The 19,272-nt window shown below is 29.0% G+C and carries 19 protein-coding genes; 6 read left to right on the forward strand and 13 right to left on the reverse strand.

The genetic code is table 11. The annotated features are described in order from the left end of the window. The first annotated feature begins 27 nt into the window (after positions 1–27). The 3 genes from BM335_RS11955 to BM335_RS11965 all read left to right on the forward strand — a co-directional run bounded on the left by BM335_RS11955 (position 28) and on the right by BM335_RS11965 (position 2,438). Complete coding sequence (locus BM335_RS11955; protein ID WP_245780667.1) at positions 28–798, forward strand: LytR/AlgR family response regulator transcription factor; 771 nt, start codon at positions 28–30, stop codon at positions 796–798. Between the two features lie 361 nt (positions 799–1,159). Continuing rightward, on the forward strand, positions 1,160–1,879 hold the full coding sequence (locus BM335_RS11960; protein ID WP_177219207.1) for a sensor histidine kinase: 720 nt from the start codon (positions 1,160–1,162) through the stop codon (positions 1,877–1,879). Positions 1,880–1,991: 112 nt separating this feature from the next. Then, the gene (locus tag BM335_RS11965; RefSeq protein WP_143102422.1) at positions 1,992–2,438 is read left to right on the forward strand and encodes a hypothetical protein; all 447 of its coding nucleotides are present in this window, start codon (positions 1,992–1,994) and stop codon (positions 2,436–2,438) included. Between the two features lie 9 nt (positions 2,439–2,447). On the opposite strand, the gene BM335_RS11970 is transcribed toward BM335_RS11965, so the two are convergent. From BM335_RS11970 to BM335_RS11980, 3 genes are all read right to left on the reverse strand, one after another. Beyond that, on the reverse strand, positions 2,448–3,302 hold the full coding sequence (locus tag BM335_RS11970; RefSeq protein WP_090227979.1) for a Vgb family protein: 855 nt from the start codon (positions 3,300–3,302) through the stop codon (positions 2,448–2,450). A gap of 2 nt (positions 3,303–3,304) precedes the next feature. Further along, a complete protein-coding gene (locus BM335_RS11975; RefSeq protein ID WP_090227982.1) occupies positions 3,305–5,386 on the reverse strand; it encodes a penicillin acylase family protein in 2,082 nt (693 codons plus the stop codon). Between the two features lie 62 nt (positions 5,387–5,448). Next, positions 5,449–6,000 carry a nuclear transport factor 2 family protein gene (locus tag BM335_RS11980; RefSeq protein ID WP_090227986.1) on the reverse strand — a complete coding sequence of 184 codons (552 nt, stop codon included), beginning with the start codon at positions 5,998–6,000 and terminating at the stop codon, positions 5,449–5,451. 844 nt (positions 6,001–6,844) lie between these two features. Between BM335_RS11980 and BM335_RS11985 the strand changes: the two genes are divergently transcribed. Further along, positions 6,845–8,173, forward strand: a complete 1,329-nt coding sequence (locus tag BM335_RS11985) for a M61 family metallopeptidase (RefSeq protein ID WP_177219208.1) — start codon at positions 6,845–6,847, stop codon at positions 8,171–8,173. Positions 8,174–8,357: 184 nt separating this feature from the next. Here the strand turns inward: BM335_RS11985 and BM335_RS11990 are convergent, their stop codons facing one another. The 10 genes from BM335_RS11990 to BM335_RS12035 all read right to left on the reverse strand — a co-directional run bounded on the left by BM335_RS11990 (position 8,358) and on the right by BM335_RS12035 (position 16,280). Further along, positions 8,358–8,732 (reverse strand): DDE-type integrase/transposase/recombinase, encoded by a 375-nt coding sequence (locus BM335_RS11990; RefSeq protein ID WP_090227995.1) that lies wholly within the window; start codon positions 8,730–8,732, stop codon positions 8,358–8,360. A gap of 503 nt (positions 8,733–9,235) precedes the next feature. Further along, complete coding sequence (locus tag BM335_RS11995) at positions 9,236–9,412, reverse strand: transposase (RefSeq protein WP_090227998.1); 177 nt, start codon at positions 9,410–9,412, stop codon at positions 9,236–9,238. Positions 9,413–9,774: 362 nt separating this feature from the next. Continuing rightward, positions 9,775–10,623, reverse strand: coding sequence for a PPK2 family polyphosphate kinase (locus BM335_RS12000; RefSeq protein ID WP_090228002.1), 849 nt, complete (start codon positions 10,621–10,623; stop codon positions 9,775–9,777). 108 nt (positions 10,624–10,731) lie between these two features. Beyond that, a complete protein-coding gene (locus BM335_RS12005; RefSeq protein WP_090228007.1) occupies positions 10,732–10,989 on the reverse strand; it encodes a DUF6952 family protein in 258 nt (85 codons plus the stop codon). Beyond that, on the reverse strand, positions 10,970–11,284 hold the full coding sequence (locus BM335_RS12010) for a thioredoxin family protein (protein ID WP_090228010.1): 315 nt from the start codon (positions 11,282–11,284) through the stop codon (positions 10,970–10,972). Before BM335_RS12010 ends, BM335_RS12005 begins: the two co-directional genes overlap by 20 nt. 11 nt (positions 11,285–11,295) lie before the next feature. Next, positions 11,296–11,937 carry a peroxiredoxin gene (locus BM335_RS12015; RefSeq protein WP_090228015.1) on the reverse strand — a complete coding sequence of 214 codons (642 nt, stop codon included), beginning with the start codon at positions 11,935–11,937 and terminating at the stop codon, positions 11,296–11,298. A 171-nt stretch (positions 11,938–12,108) separates the two neighbouring features. Further along, positions 12,109–13,275 carry a sigma-54-dependent transcriptional regulator gene (locus BM335_RS12020; RefSeq protein WP_090228019.1) on the reverse strand — a complete coding sequence of 389 codons (1,167 nt, stop codon included), beginning with the start codon at positions 13,273–13,275 and terminating at the stop codon, positions 12,109–12,111. Between the two features lie 7 nt (positions 13,276–13,282). Continuing rightward, complete coding sequence (locus BM335_RS12025) at positions 13,283–14,596, reverse strand: ABC transporter permease (protein ID WP_090228024.1); 1,314 nt, start codon at positions 14,594–14,596, stop codon at positions 13,283–13,285. After that, positions 14,589–15,518, reverse strand: coding sequence for an ABC transporter ATP-binding protein (locus tag BM335_RS12030; protein ID WP_090228027.1), 930 nt, complete (start codon positions 15,516–15,518; stop codon positions 14,589–14,591). Before BM335_RS12030 ends, BM335_RS12025 begins: the two co-directional genes overlap by 8 nt. A 69-nt stretch (positions 15,519–15,587) precedes the next feature. After that, positions 15,588–16,280, reverse strand: a complete 693-nt coding sequence (locus tag BM335_RS12035; RefSeq protein WP_090228031.1) for a hypothetical protein — start codon at positions 16,278–16,280, stop codon at positions 15,588–15,590. Positions 16,281–16,404: 124 nt separating this feature from the next. On the opposite strand from BM335_RS12035, the gene BM335_RS12040 reads away from it, so the two are divergent. Further along, positions 16,405–16,860, forward strand: coding sequence for a MarR family winged helix-turn-helix transcriptional regulator (locus BM335_RS12040; protein ID WP_090228035.1), 456 nt, complete (start codon positions 16,405–16,407; stop codon positions 16,858–16,860). 11 nt (positions 16,861–16,871) lie between these two features. Then, complete coding sequence (locus BM335_RS12045) at positions 16,872–19,271, forward strand: 3-hydroxyacyl-CoA dehydrogenase/enoyl-CoA hydratase family protein (protein WP_090228039.1); 2,400 nt, start codon at positions 16,872–16,874, stop codon at positions 19,269–19,271. Position 19,272 lies beyond the last annotated feature (1 nt).

The raw sequence follows: 19,272 nt of genomic DNA on the forward strand, positions 1-19,272 counted from the left end.
TATTATATATAAATTGATTCATTTCTTATGAAGATAAACACTGTTGTTGTAGATGATGAACCTCTTGCAAGACAAAGGGTAATTAAGCTTTTAGAAAATGTAGAAGAAATAACTTTAATAGAAGAATGTTCAACAGGGAAAAAAGCCATCCAAGTAATTAATGAATTTGCTCCTACTTTGGTTTTTTTAGATATTAAATTAAAAGATATGACTGGTTTTAAGGTTTTAGAAAAGATATCTCCAAATATAAAACCGGTAGTAGTTTTTATAACAGCTTATGATGAGTTTGCAATAAAGGCTTTTGATTATTTTGCCTTAGACTATTTACAAAAACCATTTAGGGAAGACCGTTTTATGAAATCAGTCAATAAAGCTATTGAAGTTATTAAAGAAAAACACTATCCCTTTTTTGACAACAAAATAAGAAATATTCTTGATTATATGAATGCCCAAGGGGAAAAGAAAGATTTTATAAAAAAAATTCCAGTTAAAATAGGAAACAAAATATTGTTTATTGAAGTCAAAGACATAATATATATAATAGCTTCGGGGTATTATGCAGAGATTTTCACAGAAAATAAAAAATATCTATTAAGGGATTCGTTAAATAATTTGATTACACAATTAAATTCAAATCATTTCCTCAGAATCCATCGATCAACCATTATTAACCTAAATTATATCAGTGAGCTAATAAATTCAAACTATGGAGAAATTGACGTAAAAATGAAGGACAATAAACTATTTAGAATAAGTAAAAGTTATAAAAAGGATTTTACTAATGTTATGGGACTTTAAAATGAGAAACGTTTTTCCAAAAAAATTATTTAACCTTTTATTGTTTTTTTGGGTTTTTTACAACCTGATTAACTTATCCAAAAACAGTATTTTAAAATATAATGGACTTGGATTTAAGGAAAAAAGTTGGCTTAGTTTTTTGTTTGATGGTTTTATAATAGAAAACCTTTATAGCATAGCTCTTTTTATTTTCATTATGTACACTGCTAAAAAGTTTCTAGATATTTATGAAAGTTGGTTTACAAGATTCGTCTTTCATTTTTTATTATCCATAGTCACACTAATTATAATTTTCCTGACTTATGATTTATACACATTCTATTTTAAAAACGTTATAGGAACCAGAACATTAAGATACTATATGTTAAATATAGTAGATTATTCAAATGTGCATTTTTTAATCTATTTCACTAATGTATTTATTATTAACACATATTACTTTTTAGACAAGATAAAAAATACGGAAGTTCAAAAAGCTAAGTTAAAACAACAATTATCTGATGTTAAGGTTAATATTTTAAAATACCAATTGCATCCCCATTTTTTCTTTAACACACTAAATAGCATTTCGCAGTTAATTGAGGTAGATAAAAAACTTGCACAAAATACCTTAGCCGATTTTAGTGATTTATTAAGAGATATTGTTTACTTAAAAGATACAAATTTTTTAAATCTTGGAAAGGAGATTGATATTTTAAATCGTTATTTAGATATAATGAGTATTAGATTTTCAGATCATTTGGTAATAAACATAAATATCCAAGAAGGGCTAGAAGATGTTTTAATTCCAAGTTTAATAATTCAGCCAATAATAGAAAACTCTTTTAATCATGGATATTCTGATGAAAACACAAGTCTAAAAATTGAAATATCAATAAAACAAAATAAAGATAACTTAGAAGTTAAAATTAAAAATGATGGAGCCCCATTATCCCAAAAGAATATTATTTATGGAACTGGTTTAAAGAACACAATAGAGCGTTTAGAAACATTGTATAACGATTATAAGTTCTCAATAAAAAATATTCCAAATAAAAAAGGAGTTGTTACTAAGCTTATATTTCCTATAAAATATGATTAAAAAGATAAACAATTATGTATCAAGAAAAAACACTTTTAAAAGAGTTTTTTTTCTTTTTTTGGCAACAAATGTTATTTATGGAATAATCATTTTTGTAACTATTCCTAAAGTTATGAAATACTCAGACGGCATGAAGATTTTAGATATGTTGCCTATGGGTTATAACGCAGAATACGTAAAAAACCTATTTGTTACTTTAGGTGAAAACGGCAGACATACATACTTGTTTGAACAAATTCCTTTTGATATGATCTATCCTGGTTTGTTTGGGCTAACATATAGTTTAATAATTTTTTATTTATCAAAAAAAATAAATTTTGATAATTTGTCAATTTACAAAATTGCTTTACTTCCTATGTTCGCTGGAATATTTGATTATTTAGAAAACATAGGGGTTATTTTCTTGCTTACAAAATTTCCTGATTTAAATGAGAAAGTTGTTGGCACTTCTTCTCTTTTTAGTCTCGGTAAAAGTTTATTTACTACACTTACATTCTTAACAATTATAACTCTTCTGTTCTTAATGGTGTCTAAAAAAATTAAAATGAATAAGAAATAAGGTTTAAAATTAAAAAGTTATTTCTCTAATTAAACCCAATTTATGTTCAAGAATATAAAGCTTTCCATTTGAAGCATCAATAGCACAACTATTTGGCATATTAAACTCTGATGCTTTCAATGTGCCGTCAGTTACATTTTCCTCCCCAGTTCCTGCGAAATGTTCTAATTTCCCATTTAACACATTGTATCTGAATATTTTTCTCAAATTAGGACTAGGTAAATAAACATAGTGATCAAAATAAGTTATTTGATTTATTTTAGCATTTGGGATTGATGCAGGTTTACTCATTTGCTTATTAACACCAACCTTAAACAAATCTCCTCCTACAAAATTTGTAGTATAAATATTCTTTTGATTGTCAAATATGATTCCAATTGCATCTTGTAAACCGTTGCCAGTAAAATATTCTACAAAACTACCATCAGGTTTAAACTTGAGTATTTTGCCTCCAGTGCCACTAAAACCAGCACCATATAATGTTACGAAAATATCATCATTTTCATCAACTGCAAGCCCAGCAGGACCATCAAGATTTTTGGCAAAATCACTAACCACTTTATTTGGTGTAATTTTGATTATTGAATTCCCCGTGTAATTGGAGACATATAAATTTCCTTTGGAATCAAACCCCATACCAACGGGACCAGGTAAATCATCAATGTAGGTTGAGACCTTACCGTTTGGGGTTACCTTTAAAATGGTTGTTTTATTATAGCCTCCTGAAACCAAAATATCTCCATCTGGTGTAACTATCATACCATCTCCATAATTAGACTCTATTTTGGCCAATGTACTTACATCTTGGGAAAAAATGGCGGTAAAACTAATCAATGCTATAATTACCATAGGCAATCTTTTCATAGTTATATTTTTTTAATGTTTAAAATTTCCTGTTTGGTTGTATTCTTTTTAATATCTGCTTCATAAAACCAAATATCCCTAATTTGGCGCTTTGCCATTAAAGCTAATTGATCGCCTTTGAAAGGCGATTTGTTTTGAGAGGCATTTCCATAACTAAGGAGTCCTTTCGCTCTGATTTTTTCACCAAACTCTACTACAGAAGTGTAAGCTGATCCGCCTAATAAAGTAAATTCCTTAGGAGACATTGGTCTGTAAAAACCAGCATTAAAAGAGCCAACTTCACTTAAACCTAGACTACCTTCAAACGATTTGTCTGCAAAATTGGTTTTGTAAACAGCCCCATAAGAAACCTCTAAATCTTTATATTTTTCTTGGGTAAGTATGGCTGCATCAAGCAAAGATGCCTTAGCATTGTCTGTTAATATATTAGGAGTATTCAGTGGATTCTCTTCAGAGAATTTAATTTTGAAAATGTCCATCGAATTCGATGAAACATACCAATTAATAAATAGTACAGCTCCTTTACTGTTTGTATCCAACTTTCTGTCCCAATTCTTAAGAGCAATTGCAGCTTTATTTAATAAGGTGTCTTTTGAATGCATTCCGTAGTCTACCAATTCATCAATCGTTCTATCTGCTAATTCAGAATAGGTTGAGGTGGATAAATTGACTACATCATCAAAATCAAACCTATCCATGCTAAGAAGCATTTTAATTGACCTTCTAGCTCTATTATCAAAATTTGTATAAAGTTGAGACGAAATATATGATGGAAAGTTTTCAGGTTGTCTTAAAAATGGGTAGGTACTTGTCCATGGTCCATTATTTGAATTGGCTAAGAAACCCGAATTTGGATTTTTGATCTTTGGCAATTCTTCATAATTAACAAACTCAGTGACAAGAGCTCCAGGCCTTGTTGACTTTATGATACCCGACCAGTCATTTAAAGTTCCATTTGGTCTTTTTGGAATAATACCATTGTACAAATAAAATATTGTTCCTTTTTTATCTGCATAAATAATATTTTGAAGTGGTAATTGTAAAGTTTTTAAGGCTTTCTCAAATTCATTAAAATTATTTGATTTGGCCATATCTAAAAACTGTTTTGTAAAAAAAGGCCTATCCAATCCTGATAACCTTAAAGCTAAAGCTTTCCCATTTTTTTCTTCTACAACAAAACCATAATCTGACTCTTTAACTTGAATTGTTTTGGTAATCATGGAATCGTTTTCTTTTACTTTATAAGTTGTTTCAGTAATTATAAAAGGTTTTAATTGCTCCTTTATCTTATAAGAATCTTCTTTTACCTCTAATTCAATCAAGTCCATAGTATCAGCTTGATTGAAAGTCATACCCCAACCAAGTTTACTATTAAAACCCATTGCAATAGTTGGACTTCCAACTAAAGTTATACCATAAATGTTGGTGTTTTTACTTTTAAGGTGAGCTTCAAAAAATAAATAATCGTCAAACCAAGGTGGATGTGGCTGGGTAAGCAATATTGTATTTCCTGTTTTTGATTTTGAGGGACCAATGGCCCAAGCGTTAGATCCTGCTGTTTTCCATTCTTTAGCTTCTGGTTGTAAAGAAAATGCACCAACCATGAGATGATAACTTAATTGCAATTTAGCAAAGGGATCGAATTTGGTAATTGGCAAAATAACTTTCAAATCATCATTTATCTTATCTGGATTATTGGAACAATAATCATTCATACCTTTAATAAAGGCCTCAATTATTTTTTTTGTCTGTTTATCTTGAAGAAAATACCATTGTTCAGCTCTTTTAGGAATATTCAATTTAATTAAAAGAACATCACTTGCTTCATTTTGTGAACCTCCAAAATATTCAGAAGATCTTCCTCTTGCTTTTCCATAAGATTTTAGAATTAAATTACCATGTGCCTCCATTTGAGCCCAACCAAAGCCGTAAAAAATTTCGGTATCCAAATCACCTTTTATATGAGGAATTCCCCATGTGTCCCAATTAATTGTTACTGTTTCATTTTCTTGACTATAGGTTACGCCAATAAATATTATTATTAAAAATAATTTGTTGATTTTTAAAAGAATATTTTTTCTCATATAATGAATTTATATAATTTCAGTATTATTAAAGTATGTTTTTTTTAGAATTTTTATTGTTCTTAATTATTAAGTTGGGCTTTAATTTGTTTTTTATATGTATTATAGTCCCCATAATCTTTATGGCTTATTATTCTAGCGTTTTTAATTTGAAGAATTGTTAAAAATGGAATAGAAATCAAAATTTTGTCAGAAGTGTTTTTACCAAACCAAGAATTTGGTATTAAACTTTCAAAAGTAGAATTAATTATGATGAATGATCCAGACTCAAATATTTTTTCAATTTTAAAATCAACATAAGGTGGTTTATCATTTTCAAAACCACCCTTAAAAACATTTTTGAAGAAAGCAAGAACATTTTCTTTTCCATGAAAATCAAACTTTTGGTCAAATGCTTCACTTCCCGTAAGATCTTCAAAATGTATATCTTCACTATGATATGTCTTCATTGTATCAAAATCCCATTTGCCATAGGCTTTCATGTATTCTATAGCTAAAATTTTTGTAGATTGACTTTCTGAATCTGATTGAGAGTAAAATAAAATAGGTGTTAATATGTATAATAAAAAGAGAGTATACTTTGTTTTAATTTTAAATTGATAAAAGAATGACATTACAACTAACTTTATTAGAAAATTAGGCACTAATATCAGCAAAGTAATTTATTATATTATTATTTTGAATTGGATCTATTAAAATATGATGTAAAACATTAAAATATTGATTTTTTTGAATTGTTATCATTTATTAAAAAATGTAAAATTCAATAAAAATATATAATTATCATACAAATAAATAAAGTAAGTCATGCCTTTCTTTTTTCCTAACACGCATAAAAAAATAATTAAACTATCCATATCACATTAAAAACCTAGACAATTGTTTAAGATTTGAAAAACAACAGGAAAGTAATAATACTAAATATAAATACCATTTAAATCATAATTAATAGGATTCAAATCATTTTAAAATGATTTGAACAACTGTTCATTATTTTTAATGAATGATATAATTCATATTTTTTGGATAAGTCAACAAGAACCTTAGATCCCATTTCATTGAAGACATTAAATCATATCAGAAAAACCTTGTTAATTCAAAAAATATTGAAAATTTATATGTGAAAACGCAAGGTAATATTTAATATCAAATTTAGTTAAAAAACTATGATTCTTGCGTCTGTCATTTTTTTTGACTGAATTTGGGAATCCTACAAAATAAATTTAAATGTATGATAGTCCATGATTTATAAAAAAATATAAACTAAAAAATAAAAACAGCAACATGATAATTCCTAAAAAAGTTCTTTTAACTATTTCTATAGTATTATTTTCATTTACAAGTTACTCACTAGGAAGAACGATTCCAATTTCAAAATATCATTTAAAGATTTCAAAAGAAAACTTGAGGGTTGTAGAAGTCAATGCCTCTTTTGAAGTCCAAGAATCATATTTGGAAATGAGGCCATGGGGATTTCCACCAGAAATAGAAAGAGGTTGGGCTAAATTTGTTGATATAAAATCTGTTACGGACAGTAAAGGTGAACCAATTAATTTTGTTTGGAACGATGAGTTAGAAAAGTGGAAATTAGATATTTCAAAAAATAGCTTAATAAACCTCAACTATCAAGTAGAATTATCACATGATAAATACAACTGGGATGCAGGGGGTGGTATTGATGGAAGGCCCACAGTGTGGAAAGATAATACCATATTCTGGGTTTCATCTGCTCTAATTGTTTTTTCAGAGGGACATAATAACCAAAAGGCAGAAATAACTTTTGATGTTCCAAAAGATTGGAAAGTTTCGACTGCATGGGTGAAATTATCAAACAGAAAATTTGTGTCTAATAGTATTGATGAGCTAATCAATAATTTAATAATGATTGGTCACCATGAAGAAAGACTTATCAAACATGATAATATGTCAATTACCATTGCAACACCATCTAATTTTAAACATAGAATAGATTTAATTGAACAAAGTTTAGAAAAAGTTTTGCCAGCCTATAAAAATATTTTTGGAGAATTACCAACTGCTAATTACTTAGTTTGTGCCTCTAAAAACACAATACAAGATGGTGAGGCGTATACAAATAGTTTTCATCAAATGTTCATAGATAAGGATTTGGAATACAATAAAATGGTTTGGGCTAACACACTTGCCCATGAAATGTTTCACTATTGGAATGGTACAAATTTTATTTTTAGTGATGATTATGCTGGAAATTATTGGTTTTCTGAAGGATTTACTAATTATTATTCTAGCCTAACCTTACTTAGGACAGGAATTATAAATGAAGAAGAGTATCTTCGTTTTTTAGCTTTTCAATTTTCTAAACTTCATTATTCACAAATAAACTCTAATGAAAAAACAAGTCTGATAGAAGCTGGCAAAAGCAAGATAAATAATTGGCATTTCATTTATGGTGGTGGTACTTCCATTGCTTTCATATTGGATGTTCAGATTCGGTCCAATACAAAGGGAAGGAAATCATTGGATGATTTTATGAAAGTACTCTATTCCAAATATGGTAAGTTGTATAAATCCATAAGTATTGAAATTCAAATAGAAGAATTGAATCATTTAACTAATTCTAATTTTAAGTCTTTTTATAATGATTATATCATTGGAAAAGATTCACTCTTGGATGCTATTGTAAAGGCTTGTGATAAAGCTGGGTTAGCCATTAGTCATTATCAAAGTGAATTTTATTTGACCCCTAAAAAAGATAAACCTGACAGTATCTACCAATCGATTATCACTCCTACAAGATATATTGATTAGTGATTATATTGTAAAATTATAATCGCAATAATATCACTATTAGCCACATCAGACTATAGAATGAATTTAAATTACTAACCGAGCAAATTTTAAATTAATGAATAACAATACCTATTAAAATGAAAAAATATCTTACCTCTGATCTTGTGAATGGAAATATTCACTTCTTTAGGTGTTTTATAATTTAAAGAGGAATGTAATCTTCTTCTATGGTTTTATAACTATGATGACAAATCAATTCAGACTTAAGTGTTTTAAAAAATGATTCCGCTACAGCATTATCACAACAATTTCCTTTTCTACTCATACCTTGAGTAATTAGTTTATTTGATTTTAGATATTTTCTAAACTCTTTACTAGCATATTGGATTCCTCTATCGGAATGAAAAAGTAAAGGCTTGTCAATTTTCCTTTTTGATACTCGCATTTTCCAATCTGGAATAATAGTTTCATTTGTGTACAACGTTGTACTCAACGCCCAACCAATAACTTGTCTAACATATAAATCAATAACAGTCGTAAGAAACAACCAACCTTGTTTGGTTTGTATATAGGTAATATCAGATACTCAGGCTTCGTTCAAATCATTAGGAGTAAAGTTTCTATTTAAATAATTTCTGTAAATAGGGTATCGATGGTTAGAGTTCGTTGCAATACGATATTTTCTGATTGCCTTACTTCTCATACCATTCAATCTCATTAATTTAGCCACCCTTCTTTTTGAAATTTAATAGCCTTGCCTATTTAACTCAGCTGTTATTCTAGGACTTACATAAGTTTTCGGACTGCTATCAAAAATATTTTTTAATAAATCGCTGAATAAACTGTTTTCTAAGGCTTGATTAGAAGGACCACAACTAAAACCACCTATAATAACTACTTCTACTTACTTTTAATATTTTACACATCTTCTCTACAGGAAATAAATGTTTATAACTCGCTATAAATTGATAGACTTCCCATCGCTCATGGAAAAGATATGAACGGCTTTTTTTTAATATTTCAAGCTCCAATTGAGTTTCCTTAAGTGACTTATGCAGTTGTTTGACTTCCAATGAATCTTCATTCTTTTTTGCTACTGCTGTTAAACTTAGATGTTTCTCTGTAGGTAGCTCTCCACTTATAAATACGTTGAACTTGAACACCAAATTCATTGGCTAATTCCTTTATGTTATCTCGTTTATAACTTAAGCGAACTGCTTCTAATTTAAATTCAGTACTGTAATGTCGTTTTCCCATAATTCTAAGATATCTGCTTTTATTTAAACAGTCTTAAAATAATGTCTGTGTAAATGTAGTAACTCCAACTGTTTAATTGTTGGGTTTGTAGACTGACTCGAACCAGTGACTTTCGGGTTATGAGTCCAAAACTTAAATAATCTAGATCAATGAAATTTTTACTTCACAAAAAATTAAAAAGAGGCAAATTATGTTAAAATTCTTAAAAAAATGTTAAAGTTTAATATCTAGAGACTGATTCGGTGTCAGTAAATTTTAGGATACTTTTTAACCCCTTATAAACACTGTATTTTTTAATTTTTGGATAGATCCTCTTTCTCAGCTAAAACCCTATAAGTCAATGATTTATAGGGGTTTTTTATTTACTCACTTTCTAGTTGCTTTTTATAATTTTTAATTTCCGACTTATACTTTTCTGGTAACTCAGGTTCTTTAAAATTTAACTTATCAAGTTCTTCAACAAGTATTTCAGAAACTAAATACCTAGCTGTATCTTTATCATCGGCCGGAATCACAAACCAAGGTGTATTTTCTGTTGATGTTTTATTTAATAAATCTTGATAACAAAACTGGTATTTATCCCATAATTGACGCTCTTTTAAATCGCCTGGTGAAAATTTCCAGTTTTTTTCTTTTAACTTTAATCTGCGTAATAATCTATTTTTTTGTTCTTCTTTTGAAAGGTTTAAAAAGAATTTTAATACAATTGTTCCGTTATTAGTAATTTGTTTTTCAAAATTATTAATCTCATCCATTCTTTTATTGTAAAAATCATCATCTAAATCTTCCAAACTTTTAACTGATGGAATATTTTCTGAAAACACGTATTCAGGATGTACGCGTGTTACCAATACATTTTCATAATGGGTTCTATTAAAAATTCCAATTTTTCCTTTTTCTGGTAAAGCGATATAATGGCGCCATAAATAATTATGTTTCAACTCAACTTCTGTTGGAACTTTAAAACTGGTAACCTCAACTCCTTGCGCGTTTACATCTTTAAAAACTTCACGAATTAAACTATCTTTACCTGATGTGTCCATTCCTTGCAAGCAAATTAACACAGCATACTTACCTTCGGCATACATAGTTTCTTGTAGTTGGCTTAACTTTTTTCTATTTTTCTTTAATTTTTTGCTTGCTTTTTCAATTATTTCTTTGGTACTGATTTCACTTAAATTAATGGACGATGCAACTTTATATGATTTCATTTATAACTTTTTTTATATAAATATATAAATTTATATCAATAAAAAATCCCGACCTAGGCCGGGATTTTATTTTTTTAATTAGTAGTGATTTTAATAGTAGTAAATTTTTTAAGAATCTATTGATCCTAATACTCTTTTCATAAAAGTATTTAAAGCTTCTTTTTGTGGCATTCCCTCTTTTATCATTTTATCAACTTCAAGTGCTCCATATAAGTTAGAAATCAATTCACCAATTACATCTAACTCTTCATCTTTTAAAGAAGAAACTTCAGTTAATGCTTCTAGAGTTTCAATTGTTTCTATAACATAATCTTGATCATTTTCTTCAATAAAATTAGTCAAGTGTTTAATTATTGGTAACTTCATCTACTAGATCTTTTAAAATTTCAAACTTATTTGTTTGTACTTGGTTTACAAAAGTTCCATTTTTAAAAGTTGCAAAGGTTGGTAAATTATCAACATTGGCTAACTTTCTTGATTCTGGAAACTTTTCAGCATCTGCAATTATAAAAGCTGCATCTTCATTTTCTGAAGCTAATTTTTTAAATTTTGGCTTCATAATTCTACAGTTTCCACACCATGTTGCTGCATATTGTACAACAACTGTTTTATTTTCTTTTACTAATTGCGCTAAATTATCTGCTACTAATTCTTGAAACATAATTTTATTTTTTAGTGAGATGCTAAATACTCTGCTGTTCCCTTTCTATCTGCTTTCATTGCGTCTTTTCCTTCTTCCCAGTTTGCTGGACAAACTTCTCCGTGGCTTTGTACGTGTGAATAAGCATCAATTAAACGCATAAATTCTTTTACATTTCTACCTACTGGCATATGATTTATTCCTTCATGAAAAACAATTCCTTCTTCATCAATTAAATAAGTTGCTCTGTAAGTTACATTGTCACCTTCAACTTCAACAGTTCCAGTTTCTTCATTATAGGTTTCATTAAAAATATCTAAAATTCCTAATCGGCTCGATAAATTACGATTGCTATCTGCTAATATTGGATATGTAACACCTTCTATTCCTCCATTATCTTTTGATGTATTTAACCAAGCAAAATGTACTTCTGGAGTATCACAAGATGCACCAATTACAATCGTATTTCTTTTTTCAAATTCGCCAAGAGCTTCTTGAAAAGCATGTAATTCTGTTGGACAAACAAAAGTAAAATCTTTTGGGTACCAAAATAATAGTACTTTCTTTTTGTTATTTACTGCTTCTTCTAAAATATTTAATTTAAATGTGTCTCCCATTTCATTCATTGCATCTACATTTAAATCTGGGAATTTTTTTCCAACTGCTGTTGCCATATTGTTTTAAGTTTTTATTGTTTATAATTTTTTTCTATTGCAAATATACCTGATAATGAAATTTAGTTAATAAGATTTTCAATCCTAATTTTTTATTGAATTATAGATTTTATTTATAACAATAATATTTACATAAATCTACGCTATTTTAAATAAACTTCATTAACAAATTTACTTATTTGCAAATAATTTAATATCGTTTTCTGAAACTACCTTTTCTCCTAAAATAATTAAACGTTCTACAACATTCCTTAACTCTCTAATATTTCCAGTCCAATCATAATCTTGTAACAATTTAACAGCTTCTTCAGAGAATATTTTAACAGCCGTTCCTTGCTCTTGAGCTATCTGATTTGCAAAAAACTCAATTAATAAAGGTATATCATCTCTTCTATCGTTTAATGCAGGTACGTTTATTAAAATTACCGCTAACCTATGATATAAATCTTCTCTAAACTTTCCTTCGGAAATTTCTTTTTGTAAATCTTTATTAGTAGCTGCAATTACTCTAACATCTACTTTAATATCTCTATCACTACCAACTCTGGCAATTCTGTTTTCTTGCAATGCTCTCAAAACTTTGGCTTGAGCAGAAAGACTCATATCACCAATTTCATCTAAAAAAATGGTTCCGCCGTTTGCTGCTTCAAATTTCCCTGCTCTATCTTTATTTGCACCTGTAAAGGATCCTTTTACGTGCCCGAACAATTCACTTTCAATCAATTCTGAAGGAATTGCTGCACAATTTACCTCAACCATCGGAGCTTTTGTACGTTCACTTTTTTCATGTAACCAATGTGCTACCAATTCTTTTCCTGTACCGTTAGGTCCTGTTATTAATACTCTAGCATCGGTTGGAGCTACTTTTTCAACCATACTTTTAATATGGTTAATAGCTTCACTCTCACCAATCATTTCATATTTTTTACTTACTTTTTTCTTCAGTAATTTATTTTCAACAACCAGTTCTTTTCTGTCAAGTGCATTTCTAACAGTATTCAATAAACGGTTTAAATCTGGTGGTTTTGAAATATAATCAAAAGCGCCTAAACGCATGGTATTAACAGCTGTATCTAGATCTCCGTGACCGGATATCATTACCATTGGAATTTCTGGTTTTAATACTTTTATACGTTCTAAAACCTCAACACCATCCATTTTTGGCATTTTAATATCACACAATACTAAATCATAATCAGATTTAGTAATCATGTCAATTCCAACAAGTCCATCTTCAGCTTCTTCAACAATATAGTTTTCGTTTTCTTCAGAAATTATTTTTGCTAAAACTCTACGGATTGCTGCTTCATCTTCAATTATTAGTATTTTACTTTTCATATCATTTTTAATATTTTAACCATTTATACAGTTCTTTATAGCTTGGTTTTTTACCATACATTAAAATTCCTACTCTATAAATTTTTGCTGCAAACCAAACGATACCGACAAAAGTAACCAATAATAATGCCATAGATAAAGCTATTTGCCACCAAGGTACACCAAATGGAATACGCATTAACATAACTATTGGTGAGGTTAATGGAAATAATGAAAAGCCCAAAGCAATTGGTCCATGTGGATTTTCAATTACAGAAAAACCAACATAAATAGCTATCATTAAAGGTATTAACACTGGCATCATAAATTGTTGCGTATCTGTTTCGCTATCAACTGCGGCACCAATTGCAGCATAAATTGAACTGTAAATTAAGTAACCACCTAAAAAATAAAAAATAAATGAAAAAAACATGGTTAAAATTGGTAAATTCTTTATTTCAGCCAAAGCAACTTGCAAATCGGTTGCTGATGATTGCTGCATTTGTTGCACCATTTCAGGATTCATTTGCCCCATAGCGCTACCAGAACTTGTAGCTTCTGGTCCAAACAATGATGTTACAATAAAAAGTAATAATCCTGCTGAAATCATCCAAACTACAAATTGTAGTATTCCAGCTAAAGCATTTCCTAAAATTTTACCCAGCATTAATTGAAATGGTTTTACGGATGATATAATGACTTCAATAATTCTGCTGGTTTTTTCTTCAATTACGCTTCGCATTACGGAAGTTCCATAAATAATTATGAACATAAAAATTAAATATCCAAATCCACCTCCGGCAAACATTCTTAAAATACTACCAATTTTTGAGGACTTTTCACCTGAAAAATTTTCAGTAATAATATCAACAGTTGTTTCGGTTGCTTTAATTTTGGCAACATCAAAATTCAATTGTTCAATTTTTAAGTCTCTAATTTTCTTTTCTAATTTATTTTCAATATCGCCTAATAAACTTAAACTTGGCGCATCTTCAGAATAAAAAGAAATGCCTTTTGAAATAGCATTTAAACTATCGTTTTTTGGAATATACAATACTCCATAGTACGATTTTTTTGCTTGTTTTCTAGCTTCATCAATTCCTAAGGCTGTTAAATTCACATATTTTGTTGATGCTGTATTTGTAAAAACTGAATCTAATAATTGAGAATCATCAACATAAGCAATGGTTCTCACCTCTTCACTATTTTTTACATTTAAAAATACGATTAATGAAAAAAATCCAACCATTAGAAGTGGACTTAAAATGGTCATTATTATAAACGACTTGTTTTTTACTTTTGCAAAAAACTCTCTTTTTATGATTAATTTTAATTTACCCATTGTTTGCTACAGCTTTTAAAAAGATATCATTTGCACTTGGTATAATTTCAGTAAAATGATTGATTTGTGCTTTATCATTTAAAAATTGAATTAAATCTGTTGATGTTTCATTATCTTTTAATCCAATAACTAATCTTAATTCATTATCTATTGTAATTTCTTTGTTTAAATTAACCGTAAACTGAGAAGAAATTTCATTTAATAAATTTACTTTGGAATTAGATACTAATCCAACTTCAAATTCATTGGTTTTAAATTGCTGTTTAATTTCGTGCAGTTTACCATCAATAATTTTGTTTGATTTATTGATTAAAGCAATGTAATCACATAATTCTTCAACAGATTCCATTCGGTGGGTTGAAAAAATAATACTTGCTCCTTCATCTCTTAATTTTAAAATTTCATCTTTAATTAAGTTGGCATTAATTGGGTCAAATCCACTAAAAGGCTCATCAAAAATAAGTAACTTAGGGCTGTGCAAAACCGTTACAATAAATTGTACTTTTTGTGCCATTCCTTTTGAAAGTTCTTGTATTTTTTTGTTCCACCAATCTGAAATACCAAATTTTTCAAACCAATATTTCAGTTTTTTCTTTGCTTCTGCTTCAGACAATCCTTTTAACTGCGCTAAATACAAAGCTTGTTCACCAACTTTCATACTTTTATACAAACCACGTTCTTCAGGTAAGTAACCTATTTGATGAACATGATGCGGTTGTAAAACTTCACCATCTAATAAAATTGTACCTGAATCTGGTAAAGTAATTTGATTTATAATTCTAATTAACGAAGTTTTTCCAGCTCCATTTGGACCCAATAATCCAAAAACACTTCCTTTTGGAACTGAAATTGAAACGTTGTTTAATGCCGTAAAATTTCCGTAAGTTTTACAAACATTTTCAACCGTTAAAATATTTCCCATGCTATAAATTTTATTTCGTCAACGAAAATAAATTTATTTTATCAGAATTAAGTTAAGTTTTTAATAAAATTAATGAAGTCTTTCTATGTATTTACTTTGAATTGTTTTCAATAATTCAATAGTAGCTTTTGGTTTTACAATACGCAACATTTCAACAATACCCCCTTTGGTGTAAAAAATACCTTTGGCAATATCATATCTAGAGTCTGTAACATTGTGTTTTACTTCATAGGTTAAACGTTTAAATTCCTCCCAACTCATATATCTAGGAACCTTAACATAAAACACATCACTATCATTTTTGGATTTATAAATTCCTTTTGCAAGTTTTTCAATTTTAAAAAATCTATTTATTCTAATTAAGGCTTCTATATTTTCAAATTTTTCACTTTTAGCAAAATCATATCCTTCTTTGGCATAATATTCTTGAATGGTTTCAATTTCATGATATCGATTTAAACCCTTTACTCTAACTCCATTTAATTTTCTATCACCAATGGTAATTTCGCATTTTGCGCCATCTAACTTTAAATGGTGCTCTTTATTAATTTTTTTGGTAACTCTTAAAATTTTCTCAAAAGAGTTTGGTGTTTTGGTAACAAAAATGATAGAGTTTGGTTTTTCTACTTCTGTAAATCTACCGTAGTAATTTTTATAGGGATCTGGTACATTAATTATAAAAGTTTTCGGTATTTTATTTTCATTAACCGTATCTATATTTTCTTGTATAATAATTTTTCCTATAAGTTCTTTAGCTGCCATGTTTTAGTGAATTAAATTTCTGTTTTAAACTTATCTCTTTTTTTTATAAAAACCAAACAAACAATAAAAAGTATTTTTTTTAAATTTATTATGCGTGCATAGTAATTTTTTATATATTTGATAAATGCAAAAGGAAAAAACTATTGACCATGTGCTAAGAGCAACTTGGCAAACTGTAGCAAAAATGTATAATGAACAAGCTATAAAACACGATAGTTCTATGGCTATGGCATTTGTTTTATTAAATATAGATAAAGAAAATGGTACTCCTTCCACTTCACTTGGTCCATCTATGGGAATGGAACCAACAAGTCTTTCTAGAATTTTAAAAAATATGGAAGAAAAAGGCGCCATTTATAGAGAAAAAAATCCTGAAGATGGAAGAGGTGTTTTAATTAAATTAACACCTTTTGGACTTGAAAAACGTAAAATATCAAAAGAACATGTCATCTTATTTAATGAAACTGTTCGGAAAAACATTTCAGAAGAAAAAATAAAATGCTTTTTTGAAGTAAATGAAACAATAAATAAATTAATAGCTAACAAAGCTATTTTTCCAGAAAAAAAACCAACTATATAAAAATCAAAATAATGAAAAGACCAATAAAAAAAGTAGCAGTCATTGGTTCCGGAATTATGGGATCCGGAATTGCTTGTCATTTTGCAAACATTGGTGTTGAAGTTTTACTACTTGACATTATTCCTCGTGAATTAAATGAAATAGAAAAAGCTAAAGGATTAACACTTGAAGACAAAGTTGTAAGAAACCGCTTGGTAAACAACAGTTTAACAACAGCATTAAAATCTAAACCATCTCCAATTTACAATCAAAAATTTGCTGATAGAATTTCTACCGGAAATTTAGAAGACGATTTACATAAAATAAAAGATGTAGATTGGATCATTGAAGTTGTAATAGAGCGTTTAGATATTAAAAAATCTGTTTTTGAAAAAATTGAAAAATATCGTAAACCCGGCACTTTAATTACTTCTAATACTTCTGGTATTCCTATTAAATATATGAATGAAGGAAGAAGTGAAGATTTTCAACAACATTTTGCCGTAACGCATTTCTTTAATCCACCACGTTATTTAAAATTATTTGAAGTAGTTCCTGGGCCAAACTGTAAACAAGAAGTTACTGACTTTTTAATGATGTATGGTGAAAAATTCTTGGGAAAAACTTCGGTTTTAGCAAAAGACACACCTGCTTTTATTGGTAACAGAGTTGGAATTTTTGGAATAATGAGTTTATTCCACCAAGTAAAAGAATTAGGTTTAACCGTTGAAGAAGTTGATAAATTAACTGGACCAGTTATTGGTCGCCCAAAATCTGCAACTTTTAGAACAGTTGATGTTGTCGGATTAGACACCTTGGTTCATGTTGCTAACGGAATTTATGAAAATTGTCCTAATGATGAAGCTCATGAATTGTTTAAACTGCCAACTTTCATCAATAAAATGATGGAAAACAAATGGTTAGGAAGCAAAACCAAACAAGGATTTTACAAAATGGAGATTGAAAATGGCAAGAAAAATATATTGTCATTAGATTTAGATACTTTGGAATATCGCCCAAATAAAAGAGCCAAATTTGCAACTTTGGAACTAACAAAAACTATTGATAATGTTATTGATCGTTTTAAAGTATTGGTAAAAGGAAAAGACAAAGCTGGTGAATTTTACAGAAAGAATTTTGCAGCAATGTTTGGTTATGTTCAAAATAGAATTCCTGAAATTTCCGATGAATTATACAGATTAGACGATGCAATGAAAGCAGGATTTGGTTGGGAACACGGACCTTTTCAAATTTGGGATGCCGTAGGTGTTGAAGCCGGAATTGAATTAATGAAAGCTGAAGGAATTCCTGTTGCTACTTGGGTTACCGAAATGATTGCAAGTGGAAATAAATCATTTTATACTGTAAAAGATGGTGCAAAATATTTCTACTCAATTCCTTCAAAAAAACAAGAAAAAATTCCTGGTCAAGATAGTTTTATCATTTTAGATAATATTCGCGAAGCCAAAACAATCTGGTCAAACGCAGGAGCTTCAATTCAACATTTAGGTAATGGAATTTTAAATATAGAATTCCAATCTAAAATGAATACTTTAGGTGGTGAAGTTTTACAAGCTATTAATAAGGGTATTGATTTAGCCGAAACTGAATATGACGCTGTTATTTTAGGAAATCAAGCAGCAAACTTCACTGTTGGAGCTAATTTGGCTATGGTTTTTATGATGGCTGTAGAACAAGAATATGATGAACTAAATTTCTCTGTAAAATATTTCCAAGATACTGTAATGCGTCTGCGTTACTCTTCTTGTCCAACTATTATTGCACCTCACGGATATACTTTTGGAGGAGGTTGCGAATTAAGTATGCACGCTGATAAAGTTATTGCAGCTGCCGAAACTTATATTGGTTTGGTAGAATTTGGTGTTGGAATAATTCCTGGCGGAGCTGGATCAAAAGAAATGGCTTTAAGAGCTTCTGAAGGTTTATTAAAAGACGATGTGAAGCTAAATAAATTAAGAGATTATTTTATTAATGTAGCAATGGCAAAAGTTGCAACTTCTGCACACGAAGCGTATGATTTAGGTTTCTTTAAAGAATATAAAGATATTGTTGTTGTAAATAAAGACAGACAAATTGCAACTGCTAAACGTTACGCAATACAAATGTTAGAGGATGGCTATACACAACCAGTTCCTAAAAAAGTATTAGTGTACGGACAACAAGCATTAGGTATGTTTTTAGTTGGAACTGACAGTTTAGAAAAAGGACATTACGCTTCTGAACATGACAAAAAAATTGCCAATAAATTAGGATATGTAATGGCTGGTGGAGATTTATCTGAGCCAACTTATGTATCTGAACAATATTTATTAGACCTTGAACGTGAAGCTTTTATGAGTTTATGTACCGAACGTAAAACGTTAGAGCGTATTGAACACATGTTAAAAACAGGTAAACCATTAAGAAACTAAA

Origin of the sequence: Lutibacter maritimus (assembly GCF_900116115.1) — a bacterium.
Classification (GTDB): Bacteria; Bacteroidota; Bacteroidia; order Flavobacteriales; family Flavobacteriaceae; genus Lutibacter; species Lutibacter maritimus.

What these genes read in the sequence shown, in the direction of transcription:
- BM335_RS11955 (WP_245780667.1), top strand. Translation starts at nt 28, where the DNA reads ATGAAGATAAACACTGTTGTTGTAGATGATGAACCTCTTGCAAGACAA.
- BM335_RS12030 (WP_090228027.1), bottom strand. Translation starts at nt 15,518, where the DNA reads ATGGGAAATATTTTAACGGTTGAAAATGTTTGTAAAACTTACGGAAAT.
- BM335_RS12035 (WP_090228031.1), bottom strand. Translation starts at nt 16,280, where the DNA reads ATGGCAGCTAAAGAACTTATAGGAAAAATTATTATACAAGAAAATATA.
- BM335_RS12010 (WP_090228010.1), bottom strand. Translation starts at nt 11,284, where the DNA reads ATGTTTCAAGAATTAGTAGCAGATAATTTAGCGCAATTAGTAAAAGAA.
- BM335_RS11975 (WP_090227982.1), bottom strand. Translation starts at nt 5,386, where the DNA reads ATGAGAAAAAATATTCTTTTAAAAATCAACAAATTATTTTTAATAATA.
- BM335_RS11960 (WP_177219207.1), top strand. Translation starts at nt 1,160, where the DNA reads ATGTTAAATATAGTAGATTATTCAAATGTGCATTTTTTAATCTATTTC.
- BM335_RS11970 (WP_090227979.1), bottom strand. Translation starts at nt 3,302, where the DNA reads ATGAAAAGATTGCCTATGGTAATTATAGCATTGATTAGTTTTACCGCC.
- BM335_RS11995 (WP_090227998.1), bottom strand. Translation starts at nt 9,412, where the DNA reads ATGGGAAAACGACATTACAGTACTGAATTTAAATTAGAAGCAGTTCGC.
- BM335_RS11965 (WP_143102422.1), top strand. Translation starts at nt 1,992, where the DNA reads ATGAAATACTCAGACGGCATGAAGATTTTAGATATGTTGCCTATGGGT.
- BM335_RS12005 (WP_090228007.1), bottom strand. Translation starts at nt 10,989, where the DNA reads ATGAAGTTACCAATAATTAAACACTTGACTAATTTTATTGAAGAAAAT.
- BM335_RS12020 (WP_090228019.1), bottom strand. Translation starts at nt 13,275, where the DNA reads ATGAAAAGTAAAATACTAATAATTGAAGATGAAGCAGCAATCCGTAGA.
- BM335_RS12015 (WP_090228015.1), bottom strand. Translation starts at nt 11,937, where the DNA reads ATGGCAACAGCAGTTGGAAAAAAATTCCCAGATTTAAATGTAGATGCA.
- BM335_RS12040 (WP_090228035.1), top strand. Translation starts at nt 16,405, where the DNA reads ATGCAAAAGGAAAAAACTATTGACCATGTGCTAAGAGCAACTTGGCAA.
- BM335_RS12025 (WP_090228024.1), bottom strand. Translation starts at nt 14,596, where the DNA reads ATGGGTAAATTAAAATTAATCATAAAAAGAGAGTTTTTTGCAAAAGTA.
- BM335_RS11985 (WP_177219208.1), top strand. Translation starts at nt 6,845, where the DNA reads ATGAGGCCATGGGGATTTCCACCAGAAATAGAAAGAGGTTGGGCTAAA.
- BM335_RS12045 (WP_090228039.1), top strand. Translation starts at nt 16,872, where the DNA reads ATGAAAAGACCAATAAAAAAAGTAGCAGTCATTGGTTCCGGAATTATG.
- BM335_RS11980 (WP_090227986.1), bottom strand. Translation starts at nt 6,000, where the DNA reads ATGTCATTCTTTTATCAATTTAAAATTAAAACAAAGTATACTCTCTTT.
- BM335_RS12000 (WP_090228002.1), bottom strand. Translation starts at nt 10,623, where the DNA reads ATGAAATCATATAAAGTTGCATCGTCCATTAATTTAAGTGAAATCAGT.